Consider the following 16,949-nt stretch of genomic DNA (forward strand, 5'->3'; position numbering starts at 1 on the left):
TCACACCCTTGATGTGCAATCGATATGCCACACTTCAGCCCATCCGCCCCAGCCGCTGCAGCAGCGCCCGGCTGCGCCCGTGCCCGGAAGCAGGCATGACGGCGTCCTCCTCGTCGGCCAGGCGGCGCAGCAGTTCCTCGGCGGCATGTCTTTCGCCGGTGCGGATCAGCAGGACGGCGATCTCGTAGCGGGTGTCCGACACCGCGGGGTGGCCCGGTCCGAGCAGGCTGCGTTGTTCGGCGAGGACGGACTTCAGCTCGTCCAAGGCATCCCGGGTGCGGCCGAGCGCGCCCAGGCACAGGGCGGCTCCGGACCGCGCGGCGAGCGTGCCCGCGCGGTCGAGGCCGGGCGCGGCCATCAGTCCCCGGTACTCCTCGAGGGCGTGAGCCGGACGGCCGGCGCGGCGCAGGGCCTCGATCTCGGCCAGACGTGGATGAGGGGGCGTCGACTCGGCAGCGGAAGCCGGTCGGGGTGCCCAGGCCGTGAGCAGGGCCGCCACCTCGGCGGCCGAGCCGGGCCGGTCCTCGGGCCTCTTCTCCAGCAGACGCTCGACCAGGGTCCGCAGACCGTCGGGCACATCGGGGCGGCGGTCGGTGAGCGGCGGGACGGGCTCGTTGGCATGCCGGTGGTACAGCATGAAGGGGCTGCCGTCGGTGAACGGCGGTGTACCGGTGAGGAGTTCGTACAGGACACAGCCCAGCGAGTAGAGGTCGCTGGCGGGCACCGTGCGGCCCACGGCCTGTTCGGGCGCCATGTAGACGACCGTGCCCGGGGTGGCGTTGGAGGCCGTGAAATGCGTTTCGCCGGACTGCGGTTCCAGGGCTGCGGCCACCCCGAAATCAAGGACCTTGATGTCTCCGTCCGGGGTGATCATCAGGTTCGACGGTTTGAGGTCGCGGTGCACGACGCCCTGACCGTGGGCGTAGGAGAGCACTTCGGCTGTACGGAGGGCGACGTCCGCCGCCTGCTCGATGCCGAGCGGTCCGTCGTTCTTGAGGACGGCGTCCAGGGCTCGGCCGGGGATGAGATCCATGACCAGGTACAGCTCGCCTTCGTGGTTGCCGTGGTCGTGGACGGCGGGGACACCCGGATGGCGCAGGCGGCCGGTCAGGCGGATCTCGCGCAGGAAGCGGCGTTCCAGCGTGCCGGGTTCGGCACCGCGGCCGCGGGTCGCCAGGAGTTTGACGGCCACGTCGCGGTGATGGTCACGGTCGTACGCCGCCCAGACGACGCCCATGCCGCCGCGGCCCAATTCGTGCGTGAGCTCGTACCGCCCAAGGCTTCGCCCCATCGCGCCCCGCCCCCACTCCCGACGCTCCCCGCGCCCGCCGCCTCCCGGCGGCCGGGGACGTCACGGCACCCGGCCGACGAGATCATTGTGTCACCGGCTCACGGCGCTCCCAGCCCTTGGGTACCCAGAAAGATGATTCCTACAACCACCCGCCGGGGCGGCCAGGAACGGGGGCACGCATCACAGCGGCATCGGGCCCTGCGGAACCAGGAACGGCCGGCGGGGATCCTCGGGCACGGTGCGCCTGACAGCCAACTCGGGTCGCGGCTGCGGCAGGTGGGGCGCGAGGGCCGCGTAGACCTCGGCCGCCGAGGAAGGGCGGTCCTCGGGCCGTTTGGCGAGCAGGGCCGTGAGCAGGTTCTGCAGGTCGCCGGGCACGTCCACCCCGGAGTCGGCGACGAGGGGCGGGGGCGAGGCGAGATGGTGGGAGGACAAGAGCGCGGGCTGATGGGTGGGGAAGGGAGTCTCGCCCGTCAGCATGTGGTGCAGCAGGCAGCCCACGGCATACAGGTCGCTGCGGCCGTCGAGTTGGTCCCGTCCCGCCAGCAACTCGGGTGAGGCGCAGAAGAGGTTGCCGATGCCCTCGCCGGTCGTCGTCAGCCGCGGATCCGTGTCACTGAGCAGTTTGACCAACCCGAAGTCCAGGATCTTCACGACGCCGTCCCGCCGGATCATGATGTTCTGCGTCTTCAGGTCCCGGTGGACCAGATCGGCGGCATGGACCGCGGACAGCCCGGCGCAGAGCTGGGCCGCGACGGCGACCGCCGAGACGAGGTCGAACCGCCCGTCCTCCTGCTGGTCGAAGAGGTGCTCGAGAGTGGTGCCTTCGATCAGTTCCATCACCAGGCAGCAGGTGTCGTCCGTGAGCGATGCGTCGAAGACAGTGGCGACGTTCGCATGGTCCAGGCGTGCGGCCGCCCGCGTCTCCCTGCTGAACCGGGTCAGGGCCGCGTCGCGGCTGCTCGCCACGGCCAGCAGCTCCGTTGCGACGGTCTTGACCGCGACGGGCCGGCCGAGGGGCAGGTCCCGCCCCTGCCACACCTGCCCCATCACACCTCGACCCAGAATCGACTCCAGCCGATAGCGGCCACCGAGCACCATTCCCGGCGCGAGACTCGGCATCTTCCCCGACCTCCACATCTCCCACACATCAGCATGGAACGTAAGCCCTGTGAACAGAGTCAATGAGCGTAGTAGCCTTCTTGCCATCGGTTGCTGGGGAGCCGACACCCACCCAGTCACCAAGTACCTCGGAGACTGATCGATGAGTACCCTCGACGTCGTGCCCGTCAGCCTGGCTGAGATCGCCCGGATCGCCGGCGTCGGGCGGGCCGCCGTGAGCAACTGGCGCAGGCGCCACGACTCCTTCCCCGCCCGGATCGGGGGGACCGACGTCAGCCCGCAGTTCTCACTGGCCGAGGTCGAACAGTGGCTGCGGGACAACGGCAAGCTCAGAAACCTCGGCGGCAAGGAACTCCTGTGGCCCCGCTTCGAGTTGCTCGGCAGTCGGAACGAGTCGGGGCTGGCCGTGGCCGAGGCCGCGCGCCGGATGCGGTCGTCCAGGGCGCGGATCTCCCATGCCGAGCTCTCTCCGCAGGCTCGGGAGCTGGTGGCCGAGGCGGCGAAGCTGGGGCGGGCGGAGGGGCCGCGCGACACCTTCGAGTTCCTGCTGCAACGGTGGCTGGAAACCCATGTCCGGCAGCTCAGCACCACGCCACCACCGCTCGCCACGCTGATGATCCGGATCGCCCTCACCTCCCGTCTCGGTGCGCAGGATGGCGGACTGACCGTCCTGGACCCGGCGTGCGGCACGGGACACCTGGCGGCAGCTGCCGCTCAGGAGTACGACAGCCCGGGCCTCGAGTTGCTCGCGTGCGAGCGGGATCCGGCGCTGGCCGCGCTGGCGTCCGCCCGGCTCGGCTTCGTCGCGGAGGACCGTCACATCCGTACACGGATCGCCACGGCCGACGCGCTGCGAGAGGACCCCTTCACCGGGACCAAGGCCGACATCGCACTGTGCAACCCGCCGTTCAATGAACGGGACTGGGGATACGAGGAACTCGCCACCGACCAGCGCTGGACCCATGGGCTGCCCCCGCGGACCGAGCCAGAACTGGCCTGGGTGCAGCACCTCCTCTCCCACCTCAAGCCCGGCGGAGTCGCCGTGGTGGTCCTCCCTCCCGCCGTGGCGTCACGCAAGGCGGGTCGGCGCATTCGCGGCTCTCTGCTGCGCACCGGAGCGCTTCGGGCGGTGGTGTCCCTACCTCCGGGCAGTGCCCAACCCCACAGCGTGTCACTGCAGTTGTGGGTCCTGCGAGCAGCAGCGGACGGCCTTGCCGGCCCTCCTCCGAGCCAGGACGCACTCCTGGTGGACGCCACCGGCTTCGCACGACCGGGAACGCGCGAGCCGAGCCCCGACTGGGACGCTCTGGGTTCCTTCGTCCTCACCGCGCTGGCGACCCTCGACCATTCCGGTCAAGAGCCGCCGGAGAGCGCCGTACGCGTTCCCTTGCTCGACCTTCTGGACGACGAGGTGGACGTCACCCCGGGCCGCTACACCGCGTCGGCGTCCGAACCGTCGTTGAAAGAACTTGCCAATAGGTGGAGCGAGTTCGGGTCGCTGCTGACCGATCTCGCCGATCAGGCACAACATCTGTCCGTACTCGACGTCGAGACCGGCACCCAGCAGACCACGACGACAGTGGGAGACCTGGTCAAGGCCGGCGCGCTGACACTGCGCGCCGGTCAGCAGCCTCCGGAGAAGACGGCACCTGCCAACGGGAACGCCGTACCGCTCCTCACCATCGCCGACCTGCTGCTCGACGGTGCGCCCAGTGGGCTGCTGGCCACCCGATCGGCCCACACCCTTGCCGAAGAGGGCGATGTAGTGGTCGCCGGAGTGATCCGGGCCTTCAAAGCCTGGGTGCATGAGGGCGCACCGATGGCTCTGGGCCCGCAGCTCTACACCCTGCGGGTGGACTCCGAGAAGCTCGATCCCCACTTCCTCGCCGGCTGTCTGCGCGCTCCGGCCAACGGGCGCCAGGCGGGCACCCATGCTTCCAGCTCCTCCCGCGTCGACATCCGGCGGTTGCAGGTGCTCCAGCTTCCCCTGGAGAAGCAGATGGTGTACGCGGATACGTTTCGTCGCCTCAGGGCCTTCGAGGCGCTCGTCGCCAGAGCCGAGCGTTCAGGTAAGGGGTTGGTGGGCGACATGAGCGATCGCCTCGCGGCAGGTGGACTGGCTACCTGACCCTTACCGGCCGGTCGCCCGGACTCAGCAAACGACCCCGCACCGCCAGCCAGATCCTGGAGACTACCGAGAGACTCGGAGACATCACACAACGAATCCAAGCCGCCGTGAGACACCCCGCCCCCGGCGGGCCCGCGCGGGGCCGGTCGGCTCCCCGCGCGGGCCGGTGGCTCACGCGTCGTTGACCGGACCGGTGCCGAGGCGGACGTTGTCGATCGCCCAGAACCAGTTGTTCCCCGCGTTGAACAGCCGGAAGTTCACCCTGACCGACGTCGCTCCGGACGGGACCGCGAAGGAGAGGTCGACCAGCTGGTTCTGCTGGTCCTGGCCGTTGTTGGTGTTCCCCGAGGCCGCGCTGGAGTAGTGCAGCACGCGGGTTGCCCCTCCGGCGTCGAACTCGACGGTGACCTCGGCCTCCTGCGGGCTCTCCTGACGGTAGTGGGAGTCGAAGCCCAGGTGCAGGGTCGAGGTGCCCGGCGGGATGGCGATCGCGGGAGTGGTCAGTGTCGAGTCGAACCGGCCGCGGCTCGACGGGCTGCCGGTGTCGTCCCAGTCGTCCGCGTCGGCGACCGCCACGATGCCCAGGCTCCGGCTGAAGTTCGGCCGGTCCTGCCCCGCCGGGAACCAGAACTGCTTGGAGAGGAAGGTCCAGCCCTGCAGTTCCCTGGTGCCCTGCGGCATCGTCGGCGCGTTGGTGACCGTCCACCCGCCGGGCGTGGTCCGCGTCCAGCCCACCAGGCCGGGACGGCTGAGGTCGACGGCCGATGCCAGGGACGGGGCGACGGACTCGAAGTCCTCGGCGAGCAGGTAACCGGTCATCACGGGGCCGACCTCGGCGGCCAGCGACGCCGTCTGCTCCTTGGCCCGCCCGCCCAGGCTCGCGGTGACGGTGGCCTTGACCGCGGCGGACGTACGGGCGGCCGACACCGGCGCGACGACGTCCCACGCGAGGGCGACGGAGGAGCGCGCCGGAACCGTGGCCGGCACGGAGGCCGACGGGGTGGCGGTCCAGCCGTCGGGCAGGGTGAGCGTGCCCGCCAGGCCGGTGAGCGGGGCGCTGCCGGCGTTGGTGACGGTCGCGGTCACGGTGCGCGGTTCGCCGGGCGACAGCACGGTGCCATCGGTCTTCGGTGAGGCCGAAGGACCGGTCAGGGTCACGCTCATCGCGGCGGCGACCTTGGTCCGCACGCGCGCGTCGGCGATCTTCAGCAGACCGTCGCCGTCGGCGTGCGCGGCCACGATCAGGCTGCCGACGGTGGCATCGGCGGCCGGTGTGACCCTGAAGCGGACGTCGGCGGATTTCCCGGCGGCCAGTGACCGCGGCGCGGCCCCGGACCGCTCGACCGTCCAGCCGGAGGGGATGAGCAGGGTGGCCGCGAGGCGGTCCAGGTGGGCCGCGCTCCGATTCGTCAGGGTGACGACGACCTCGGCCGGGCTGCCCTGGGCGAGCGGGGTGTCCAGGCCCGGCAGCGGCTCGGGCAGGGTGATCGAGGCGGCCAGTGCCGGGAGTATGCCGGTGGCCGGGTCGGTGACACCCTCCTTGGGGTCGGCCAGGCGGCCGGTCATACGTCGCAGGAAGCCCGGGTCGCTCTCGTCGACCACGACGATGTCGTACCAGCCGTGGCGGGAGAGATGGATCGGCACGACGCGCTTCTGCCCGGGCGCGAGGGTGACGGTCCGTACGTGGTCGTCGGCGTGGCGCGGGTAGACCGACTCGCCGACGAGGAGCGTCCGGGTCGTCGAGGAGGGGTTGGCGCAGTGGACCATGACCGGGCCCGGCCCGGCCTGCTCGACCAGGTACGCCTCGGCACCGGCGCCGGCGCCGCGCAGTTCCCACGTCGACCAGCCGGGGCCGCGCACCTGGAGGTCGTAACCGTCGGGGCCGTAGCCGACCGTGTCCGCGGTGCTTCCGCCCGCGGCGAGCGTCCAGGTCCGCGGCTCGCCACCGTCGCCGGGGTACGCGGTGACCGCGGCCGCCGCGGTACCGGTGTTGCCAAGCCGCAGCCGGACCTGGCCGTCGGTGACGTCCGCACGCAGCGACAGGCGGTACGGCAGGGGACGGGTGGGACGGGTGCCCGCCTCCTGCTCCGGGAGCGCCTGCTTCTTCGGCGGAACGGGGTTCCAGCGGCCGATCGGCGCCGGTACCGGGCCGGGCTGCTCCACCTCGGGCTGCCGATGGGTGCGGTGGAAGTCGAAGACGGAGGTGAGGTCGCCGAAGACACTGCGGCGCCAGGCGCTGATGTTGGGCTCCCGGACCCCGGTCCACTGTTCCATGAAACGGATCACGGAGGTGTGGTCGAACGCCTCGGAGGAGACGAAGCCGCCCACCGTCCACGGCGACACGATCGTCATCGGCACGCGCGGGCCGGGGCCGACCGGGCGGCCGTTGAACCAGTCGTCGCTGTTGCCGGAGTCGGGCTTGGGCGCGACCGGGGCGGGCACGTGGTCGAAGTAGCCGTCGTTCTCGTCGAAGTTGATGAACAGCACCGTCTTCGACCAGGTCTCGCGGTCGCTGGCGAGGGCGTCGAGCAGGTCGTAGACGAGGTTGGCGCTGCCGACCGGGGTGGAGGAGCCGGGGTGTTCGGAGAGCGCCGCGGTGGGTACCACCCAACTCACCGCGGGCAGCATGCCGTTCTTGATGTCCGCCGTGAGCCGGGGGATCAGGGTGTCCGGCTCGGAGCGGTAGGCGCCGCGCAGGAAGAGCCGGCGCTCGGCCTCGGTCAGGGAGTCCACACCCTGCTGGAACTGGGCGAGGGCGGCCTGCCGCTGCGCGGAGGACTGGCCCCAGAGGCTGTCGTAGAACTGCTCGGTGGTGGAGAACTCTCCGCTGACCTTGGAAAGGATCTTCCGGCCGATCTGCTTCCACGGCCGGAAGTATTCGACCGCGTTGTCGGTGAAGTTGTCCCACTCCTGGTAGATCTGCCACGAGATCCCGGCCGCCTCCAGGCGCTCGGGGTAGGTGGTCCAGTCGTATCCGGCGTGGGTGTAGGAGTAGGCGGCGTTGGTGACGGCTCTGTTCACACCGTCCGGCTCGAAGCCCGTGGTGCCGGTCCACAGGTAGTTGCGGTTGGGGTTGGTGGAGCCGTATATGGAGCAGAAGTAGGAATCACAGATGGTGAACCGGTCGGCCAGTTCGTACTGCAGGGGTATGTCCCGCCGGTCGTAGAAGGCCATGGTGCTCTGGCCCTTGGCGGCGATCCAGTCGTTCCACCAGCCGTTCGCCCGTGCCTGGGTGGCGTCCGTGAATCCGTGCGGAAGCGAGCCCAGGTACTGGATGTCGCTCTCCGGGCGGCCGGCGTCGACCGCCGCCTGGCGGGCCGAGAAGGGCAGGACGTCGCCGCCGGCCCGCGGCTGCCTGAAGACATCGGCGCCCTCGGGCAGGCGCAGGGGGGTGCGGTCGCCGAAGCCGCGCACCCCCTTGAGGGTGCCGAAGTAGTTGTCGAAGGAGCGGTTCTCTTGCATCAGCACGATGACGTGCTCGATCGCTTGCATGCCGCCGCGCGGCATCGGCGCGGCCATGGCCTTGAGAAGCGAGGGGGGCAGAACGGAGAGCGCGGCGCCACCGGCGAGAGCGCCGAGGATCCTGCGGCGGGAGGTTTCGGACATGACGCGGAGGCTATGCCTCCGACACGGTGATCAAGAACCCTCTGCGACAGGGTTTCGCCCACTGTTCACGCCGAGGAATCCGACGTTCGTCCTGGTCACACGGTCGGGTTCGGCAGACGGTGAGCAGGACGGCGGTCACGCGGCCGTGCGGGAGCGGCGCCTCGCGGCTACCGAGGGTGAAACCCCGGCCGGGCCCACCGCCTCACCCGACCCCCACGCCACCGCCCTGCACCGTGGACGTCGACCGTGCCGACGACGCGATCCACACGCGCACCACCCCGGCCGCCCGCCGTCCGCCCGCTGCCCTGCACGAGGCCTTGCAGACGGTCGACGAGGCCGGATGGTTGCCCCTCGGCGCCGGCTCACCCTGGCCTTCACCCCACACCAGCCGGAGGACCGATTCCGATCACGCACGCCGCACGGTCCGGCACGAGACCGTCACCCTCTGCGAAGGACGCCGTCCGCGTGTTCGCGGACGGCGACGCGAAGCTCGCCCGCTACCGCGAAGCGTTCGAAGCCGGGGCCGACCCGAAAGCAGTCCCCGACCGGATCGCCGAAGTCCAGCACCGCCGCACCGAAGCCCGCAGCGCGGAAGGAGCAGAACGCCAGGAAACAGGGACTGACGTTCGAACCCGGAAAACAGCTCGTGCGAGCCGAGGCAACCCTCGACCCGCACAAGTTGGGGATATGGTCCGTGTCCGAGGGGGGACTTGACCACTGACGATACGGTCGTGCTGGCGCAGTGGCGGCTCAAGCTCCAAGATCCGCCGGACGCCCTCACTCCCTCCCCATGAAGACCGGCATCCAGCGGGCGCATATCTCCGGGCCTCCGCCATCCAACGAGATCACCCACCGCAGTCAAGCCAGTGGGCGAGCGAAGGCCAGTTCACGCACGACTGCGTCACCCGGCCTACGGGGCGCTTCTCAGGGGTCGCAGGGCAGCTGCGCCGGCCCGCATCATCGCGGACACCGGTGCCCCCGCCCATTGCACGAGGTCACGCGGAAAGCCGGTGTCGAGCTCGATGGTCACCCGCACGTACCGGGTGTGCAGCTGAGCGACTTTGACGGGACGTGGTGCGACAGCGTCCGGTCCGCGCCGCAGTGCGGCCCGGTAGGTGTCCTTGCGCTGATTCATGTCTCGTCCTGCCGCTTGATGAGTTCGTCTGCGAGGTCCATGTACGCGGAGCCTTTGGCCTCCACCGGACTTCCGAACGACTGGGCGTACAGGTCGAGCCGCGGAATGTGGGTGGACAACACGTCGAATCCCCGCTCGGTGAGAGCTTCGCGGGCGTCCGCGTCGGGACCGGTACGGGTGGCGTCCGCACGATTCGTCCGGTTCAGCAGAACGGCGGCGCGGGCCGACTGGACTCGCAAGGACTGTACGTCGCCCATCTCGCCACCGATGGGCGCCATGCGATCCAGCTCGATGGGAGCCGGCGTCACCGGCACGATCCACTCGTTTGCGTACCTCATGATGCTGCGGGCGATCCGCGCGTGGTCCTCCAGCTGCGGAGCATCGAACACGACGGCCTGCCGGTCGCCCAGGAAGTCGTTCACGCGACGGTGCACGTCGCTCACCGGCAGAGCGACCACAGGAAACGGGAAGCCACCTGCCAATTCGCTCCAGCGCAGAGCGGAGGAGGCAGGGTCACCGTCGACCAGCAGCGGCGAGACACCCGACTCGTGAAGTGCGTGGGCCAACCAGACTGCGCTGGTCGTCTTTCCCACCCCGGGCTTCAGGTTCACAAAGGCATAGCTCAGCGACACAGACGTCAACCTATGGTCTCGGGCGGCTGCCGGCCGTCGACCCGGGACACACGGTGTCATCGTTCACCCCGCGGCGCCGGTGAATCATTCGTGTGGGTGAGTGCGGAACGATGTGGGGCGTTGCCCTGCTGGTTGACCGAGGCCTGGCCCTCCTGCTCACCCGTACAGACGCAGTCGGGGTCCCCTCACTCGTCGAGGGGACCCCGACTGCGGTGCGGCCGGCGGCTGTCTACTGCTCCGGGGTGAGGACCTGGAGGGAAGCGGCGCTCGCGTAGAGGTCGACCGGGCCGGTGTCCGCGGTGCGGACCTGGACATGTGTGTCAGCCGCGTACGGGACCTCGCCCTGGACGGTCAGGGCCTGCGGTGTTGCGGTCAGTTGGACGGTCTGACTGGTCAGGTCCTGTTGGCCGGTCCAGAAGTCCACGTAGACCGTACCGGTGCCCTGCAGGGTGACCGAGGTCTGGTACCTCTGGCCCGCGGGCAGCTGGGACGTCGGATCGACCCATATCCAGGTGCCGGGAGCCGCGGTGGACTGCGTCCACTTCACCGCACTCGCGCCCTGGGGTGTGGTCGTGGCCGTGACGGTCCCGGGCACCGGGCCCACACCGTTCTGTACCGGTCCCTGCCAGGCCAGTTGGCCGGTTGGCGCGCTTCCGAGCAGGTTGGGCCCGGTCGGGGTGAGGATGACGGGCTTGCGTCCCGGCGGAAATTGCAGGGGACCGGCCGCGTAGGACGGCGGTGCGTCGGCGGCCGCGCCGGCCCATGTCCGGTCGGCGGTGGATGACAGGGTGAACGTGAGTTCGCTGGTCGCGGGCCGACGTGACGCGGCGTCGGCCCCGGTGAGCAGCGAGGCGGGCAGCCAGGCAGACGCCCACGACTTCCCGTCGACCGACAGGTGATGCACATAGGTGCTCGTCGAGGCGCCCGGCGCGGTCATCATCAGCCGGTGCCCACCGGGCAGGTCGATCCGCACCCTGGAGAATATCGGCGCGCTCAGCGCGAGCACCGGCGTACCCGGGGTCTCCGGATACATGCCGAGGCTGGACCACACGTACCAGGAGCTCATGGAGCCGAGGTCGTCATTGCCGGGCTCCCCGCCGGGAGTGTCCGAGTAGACCGAGGTGAGCAGGCGGTGCACGATCTCCTGCGTCCGGTAGGGCGCGCCCGCGTAGTCGTAGACGTACGGGGTGCCGAAGGCGGGCTCGTTGCCGGCCCATTCGTACGGGAGGTTGGGGCCGGCGTTGAGCTGCTGGAAGTAGGTGTCCAGGCGCTTGGCGGCGGCTTCGTTGCCGCCCATCGCGTCGATCAGGCCGTGGATGTTCTGTGGGATCGCCCAGGTGTACTGGGCGGCGTTGCCCTCCTGAAAACCGGACTGGCCGAAGGTGCCCATGCCGTCGGTGGTCGGATCGAACTGCGGGAACTGGCCGTTCCCGTCGCGCGGCTGAACGTAGCCGGTGTCGGTGTTGAAGACGTTGGTCCAGTTCTGCGAACGGGTCAGGAACGTCCGGTAGGTCGAGGTCTCGCCCAGGGCCTTGGCGAGGGCCGCGATGCCGAAGTCGGCCGTGGCGTACTCGATGGTCTCCGACGCCCCGTTGTTCACCGGCGACAGCGAGCTCTGGGTGGTGTTCGGGACATACCCGAGCGATTCGTAGGACGCGAGCTGAGGCCGCTCGACGTACCAGCCCTGCCCCATCTCCGCGGGCGACGCCGGCACGCTGGTGGCGCCCTTGACCATGGCGGCGAGCGCGGCCTTCGCGTCGAAGTCCCGGGCCCCCATGGCGTATGCCTCGGCCAGGATCAGGTCGGCGGCGTCGCCGTTCATGACGTCGGTGTAGTCGTTGGCGAACCCCCACTTGGGCAGCCAGCCGCCCTGCGCCTCGTCGTTGAGGAGTGAGGTCATCATCTGGCTCGTCCGTTCCGGGGCGATCACGGCGAGCAGGGGTATCTCGGAGCGGTAGATGTCCCAGCCCGAGAAGTTGGCGTACTGCTCCTTGCCGTGCGCCGTCCGGTGCACCTTGTCGTCGAAGCCGAGGTAGTCGCCGTTGGCGTCGGAGAAGATGCTCGGTTCCAGCAGGGTGTGGTAGAGCGCGGTGTAGAACTGCCGGCGCTGGGCCGGGGTTCCTCCGCCGATCCGCATCCGGGAGAGCAGGCCGTTCCACTGCGCGCGGGTGCGTTCGGAGACCGCGGACACACTCCAGCCCGGGTCCTCCCTCGCCAGGTTGGCGGCCGCGTTGTCCTGGCTCACGTAGGAAAGGGCGACCTTCATCGTCACCTGGCGCCGGGTGGTGGTGTCGAAGCTGACCCAGGCGCCCGACTGCAGACCGTCGGTGCCGGCGGCCTGGGTGCGTGACTGCGAGCCCTTCGCCTCGACTTCGCGGGGGGCCACCGGTGTTCTGGTGTGCACACCGGCGGGCTTGCCGTGGGGACCGGCAGGTACGGGCTCGGTGACCGGGCCGTGCGCGCTGACGCGGCTGGTGCCCGGGGACTTGACCACGGTGTCCTGACGGATCGACACCTCGGATGCCAGCAGATCAACCGGGCCCGTCCCGGCGGTGCGCACCTGGAACTGCGGGGCGCCGATGGCGCCGCCCGGGATCGCGGTGTCCACGGTCAGCGTGACCGGCGTGGAGGTGAGGTTGACGGCCTTGCCGCCGACGTCCTGCCGGCCGTTGTAGAAGTCGAGGTAGACGTCGCCGCTCCCCTGCAAAGTGACGCTGGCCTGGTAGCTGTCGCCCTGGACCAGGCCCGAGGGCGTTGCCTGGATCCAGGTGTTGGCCAGTGCCGTGCTCTGCTTCCAGGAGACGGCGCTCGCACCGTCGGGCGTCGTGGCGGGGTTGATGCTCGCCGTGGTCCCGCCGCTTGTCACCTCGTGGTAGCTCCACGGGAGATCACCGGCCGGCTGGGTGAAGACATTGGGACCGGTGGGCGCGGTGTGCCAGGTGCCGTAGGAGGAGAACGGGCGCGAGAAGGTGGCGACGAAGTGCACCGGGTAAGTGCCCGGTGAGCCGCAGAACTGCCCGGCCGTCTCGGTGCCGGTGACTTCGTTGTCACCCACCACCTGGATGTTCGCGGCCTGATTGCCGGACTGCGCGTCGCCCATCTTGAACAGCAGGTTCGCCGCGTCGGTGCTGGGATAGGTGAACTGGGCCACGCCGGTACGGGCGGTGGCCGCGAGGTCGGCCTGGACCGGTGTCGCCGTACCCGGGTTCAAGGTGACCGAGTAGGAGCCCGGTGCGGCCTGCTCGTCGCTGTGCCGGAACGCCGCGGTGGTGTTCGCCGGGTCGGCCGTGAGACCGCCCACGGTCGGCAGGACGGGGAAGTCGCCGTAGGCGCCGCAGCCCGGGCCCGACATGTGGGTGAGGCTGAAGCCGGTGATGGAGGTGTCGTCGTAGTTGTAGCCGCCGCCATCAGGTCGTGAGGGGGTGTCAGGGCTTAAGGACAGCATGCCGAAGGGCGCGGTCGCCCCCGGGTAGGTGTCCACCTGACCGACCGTGGCCCCGCCCGATCCGGTACCGATGAGCGGATCGACCAGCGACACCGGGTTGTCCACCAGCGCATCGGCGGCCGACGCCTTCCACCCTGGCGACGTCGAGGTCTGGGCTGCGGCTACCCCACCACCGCTTGTCGCGAGCAACGTCCCAGCCAGCGCCGCGATCACCACGGCCTGCGGGCGTCGTATCTGTCTGTGACGGAGACGCATCCGCGCCAACCTTCCTTTGACAACGTTATCAGGAAGGGTTGTATCGCCGTCGGGCCTTGTCTCACAAGGTGCTTGCGCGCCCTCGTCCCGCTCAGGGGCCAACAGGCTCGTTTTCACCACGGGTTGACGCGGGCCGGTTCCCCGGCGGGCATGACGCGACAGCCCGGCCGGCCGAGCTCCCGAAACAGCTGCCGGACTCGACCGTGGTTCTGCAGGGCGTCCGTTGCCCGACGCCCACAGGGGCGTCGGGCGGTGAGCGATCAGGTCAGGACGAGCTCCAGTACGGTGACCGAGAGCGGCGGCAGGGTGCTGGTGAAGGACGCCGCCACGCCGGTGACGGTGCTCCTCCTCGGCACCAGCGTGTCGGGATCCGTCAGCGTGTTGGTGGTGGTGCGCGAGGGGCCGGTCAGGACCGTCGCGGTGGCCCGCCTCTTGACGCCCTTGACCAGCCCCTTCAGTTCGACCGGCACGTTCGCCTTCTCCGTCCCGCAGTTGACCACCGCGAGGTAGAGGCGGTTGCCGGAGCGGGTGGCCACGGTGGCGAGACCGGGCAGCGCACGAGCGGTGGCCGGCAGCACCGTGTTGCCGAGCCTGCTCGTCAGCATGTGCTGTGCCCAGTAGCTGGGCGACACGTAGCTGGTGAGGTTGTCGTAGGCGATCAGGTTGGTGGCCCAGACGTTGTTCTTGACGTGCGAGAAGAGCGGTGCGTAGCACTCCATGAGGACCTGGTCCGAGTTGCGGATCAGCCCGGCCAGCCAAGCGGCGTCGCCGAGCGCCGCGTTGAGGTCGGGTGTGGGGCGGCCCTCCTGCGCGGCCCACTCCCCGACGAACACCTTCGTCGAATTGCGGTCCCGGTTGTCGTACTTGTGGGTGGAGGCCTGGGCGGCGGATGGCGCCAGGTAGTAGTGCTCGTCGATCAGGTCCGGCGTGCGGCTCGTCACGGACGTCGTGGCGATCAGCTTCAGATGCGGGTACTTCGCCTTGATCGCGTCGTAGAAGGCCGCGAACCGCTCGTCGTACGACCCCGAGGAGTCGAACCAGTCCTCGTTGCCTATCTCCACGTACTCCAGCGGGAACGGCTCCGGATGTCCGTCGGCGGCACGTCGTGCGCCCCAGGTGCTGGCGACGGGACCGGTGACGTACTCGATCTCGTCGAGTGCGTCCTGGACGAACGGCTTCAGCGCGTCACCGGTGACGTGTTCGCCCTTGAGCGAGTAGCCGGCGTAGACGGCGAGGACCGGTTGGGCCTTCATGTCCTCTGCCCACTCCAGGTATTCGAGGAGTCCGAGTCCGTCCGTGGACCAGTAGCCCCAGGCGTCGTCCATGTGGCCGGGACGCTCCCAGACCGGGCCGATGGTGTTCTTCCAGTCGAAGCGTGTCGCGACGGTGTTGCCCTCGAGGAAGTTCCCGCCGGGGAAGCGCAGGAACTTCGGCTTCAGAGCGACCAGTTTGTCCATCAGGTCGATGCGCAGGCCGTTGGACCGATTGTTGTAGGTGGGCGGGAAGAGGGACACATGCTGGAGCCACAGGGTCTCACCCGCGGCGGAGGGGTCGGCCGTGGTGACGGTCAGCCTTGCGTCCCCGGCCACGGGGGTGCGCGAACCGGTGCGCAGGGTCAGCTCGAACGGGCGGCCGTGGAAGGCGGTGCCGATGTGGGGCACATGGGCGGACGCGTACACCGTCGCGCCGTCCGCCGACTCGATGGCCACCGTGAGCGGGCCGACGCGTCGCGACGCCTTGGCGAACAGCCGGGCGGTGTAGGAGGTTCCGGGCCGCACCGGTATGCCCCAGAAGCCGTCGTTGGCGACGCCGGCCCGGCTTCCGGCGCCCGTGCTGCTCGGCAGCGCGACCTTGAGGGAACGGTTGAGCGCGTCGTTGAGCGGGTTGCCGGTGTCGAGTGCGAGGGTCGTCCCGCCGACGGCGGACCAGTGGACGGGCGTGGTGTCGCTCGCCGTCATCGAGCGGTTCTGCACCAGTTCGGCATAGATGCCGCCCTCGCCGGAGTGGTTGATGTCCTCGAACATCAGGCCGGGAAGGATGGGGGACACGGCGTGCGCGGGGTTGGCGACATCTACGCTCAGCAGCGGCGTCGTGGTCTCCACCGGGACCCCGGCCAGCGCCGCGACCTGCTCGGAGGTGAGGACGGACGGGAACATCCATACGTCGTCGATCAGACCGTGCCACTGGTCGACGTGCCCACCGCCGTAGAGTGCACGGCCGATGGCGGTGTCACCGCTGCCGGCCCAGCCCGCGGTGTAGGCGGTCTCCCCCTCCAGCACGCCGTTGACGTAGAGGCGAACGACGCCGGCGGTCGGATCGCTGACGCCGACCAGATGGGTCCAGGTGTCGATGGTGGGCGCTGAAGCGGCGGCCGCCACCGCAGCACTCTGAGTGGCGTCCGAGTCCAACCGGGCGAAGGCGAAGGTGCCGGTGTCGTCGCGCAGCCCCAGGTAGAATGAGCTGACGACCTTGCCGTCGATGCTGACGGCGGTCTGGTAGCCGCCGAGTTGAGCGATGTTGACCCAGACGCCTACCGAGAACGCCTTGGAGGTGTCGAGGACCGGCCCGGACGCCGTGGCGTTGCCGCCTGCTGCGAGGCTCAGACTGCGGGTGCCGACCTTGCCGGTGCCCCAGCCGGCCGCGCCCTGGAGCGTCGCGATGCGACCGTTGCCGGAGGAGTCGGCGGCGGAGGTGCCGGAGCCTTCGTCGAAGGTCCAGTGGGCCGCTGCGGCGGGAAGGTCCGCAGCAGTGGCGTTCGCAGTGGTGCCGGCCGGTTCGGCGGCCCCGGCGGGAGTGGCGGCGGCGAAGGTCCCGGCGAGGGAGGCGGCACCCAGGACGGTGAGGACGGTTCTGCGGGGCACTCCGGCTTCTGAAGGCATGCGGCTCATTCCTTGTCGACAGACCGTTGGGTTGCGTACCGGCCGGAGTAGGGCAGCCTGCCGAAGCCGTGACCTCGTTCGAAATGCCGTACGTCGATCGGTACTTCGAGCAGCAGGGATCTTAAGGTGTCGGCGAGGCCCGTCAACACCCCTTGTACCGCAGTGCTTCTCCGGACCTGGCCCGCCCCGTGGCACCAAGCGGGCCTCGCCGCCGCCCGTGAACCGCCCCCGACCCGAGCCGCTCCATCACCTCGATCACCAAACCGCTCGGCATCTCCCCGGGCGCGCTCTGTAACCACATCCCCCACCTGCGTGCGCCCCGTTCCGCCGCAGTCCCCGCCGACTCGAAGCGCACCGGATTCATCAAGAAGGGCACCGTCTCGGCCGGGGTGCAGCGGCAGTACTCCGGCACAGCGGGGGCCCGTATTTCAATAACTGTCAGCGACGGGTTTCCGT

8 protein-coding genes are annotated in these 16,949 nt (G+C 69.8%); 1 reads left to right on the forward strand and 7 read right to left on the reverse strand.

Annotated features, from left to right (window positions below):
* Positions 1–34: 34 nt before the first annotated feature.
* The gene (locus LQ326_RS19305; RefSeq protein ID WP_234538384.1) at positions 35–1,291 is read right to left on the reverse strand and encodes a serine/threonine-protein kinase; all 1,257 of its coding nucleotides are present in this window, start codon (positions 1,289–1,291) and stop codon (positions 35–37) included.
* A 180-nt stretch (positions 1,292–1,471) separates the two neighbouring features.
* Entirely contained in the window at positions 1,472–2,413 is a 942-nt protein-coding gene (locus LQ326_RS19310) for a serine/threonine-protein kinase (protein ID WP_234538385.1), read from the reverse strand.
* A gap of 142 nt (positions 2,414–2,555) precedes the next feature.
* Between LQ326_RS19310 and LQ326_RS19315 the strand changes: the two genes are divergently transcribed.
* The gene (locus LQ326_RS19315; RefSeq protein WP_234538386.1) at positions 2,556–4,541 is read left to right on the forward strand and encodes an N-6 DNA methylase; all 1,986 of its coding nucleotides are present in this window, start codon (positions 2,556–2,558) and stop codon (positions 4,539–4,541) included.
* A gap of 171 nt (positions 4,542–4,712) precedes the next feature.
* Here the strand turns inward: LQ326_RS19315 and LQ326_RS19320 are convergent, their stop codons facing one another.
* From LQ326_RS19320 to LQ326_RS19340, 5 genes are all read right to left on the reverse strand, one after another.
* Positions 4,713–8,147, reverse strand: coding sequence for a phosphocholine-specific phospholipase C (locus LQ326_RS19320; RefSeq protein WP_234538387.1), 3,435 nt, complete (start codon positions 8,145–8,147; stop codon positions 4,713–4,715).
* 910 nt (positions 8,148–9,057) lie between these two features.
* A complete protein-coding gene (locus LQ326_RS19325; RefSeq protein WP_234538388.1) occupies positions 9,058–9,282 on the reverse strand; it encodes a hypothetical protein in 225 nt (74 codons plus the stop codon).
* The gene (locus LQ326_RS19330; protein WP_234538389.1) at positions 9,279–9,914 is read right to left on the reverse strand and encodes a nucleotide-binding protein; all 636 of its coding nucleotides are present in this window, start codon (positions 9,912–9,914) and stop codon (positions 9,279–9,281) included. The genes LQ326_RS19325 and LQ326_RS19330 overlap by 4 nt, the downstream gene beginning before the upstream one ends.
* Before the next feature lie 229 nt (positions 9,915–10,143).
* A complete protein-coding gene (locus tag LQ326_RS19335; RefSeq protein ID WP_234538390.1) occupies positions 10,144–13,464 on the reverse strand; it encodes a GH92 family glycosyl hydrolase in 3,321 nt (1,106 codons plus the stop codon).
* A 410-nt stretch (positions 13,465–13,874) separates the two neighbouring features.
* Positions 13,875–16,493: an alpha-L-arabinofuranosidase family protein gene (locus LQ326_RS19340; protein WP_234538391.1), complete on the reverse strand. Its 2,619-nt coding sequence runs from the start codon at positions 16,491–16,493 to the stop codon at positions 13,875–13,877.
* Positions 16,494–16,949: the final 456 nt, after the last annotated feature.

It is taken from the genome of Streptomyces shenzhenensis, from assembly GCF_021462265.1.
Classification (GTDB): Bacteria; Actinomycetota; Actinomycetes; order Streptomycetales; family Streptomycetaceae; genus Streptomyces; species Streptomyces shenzhenensis.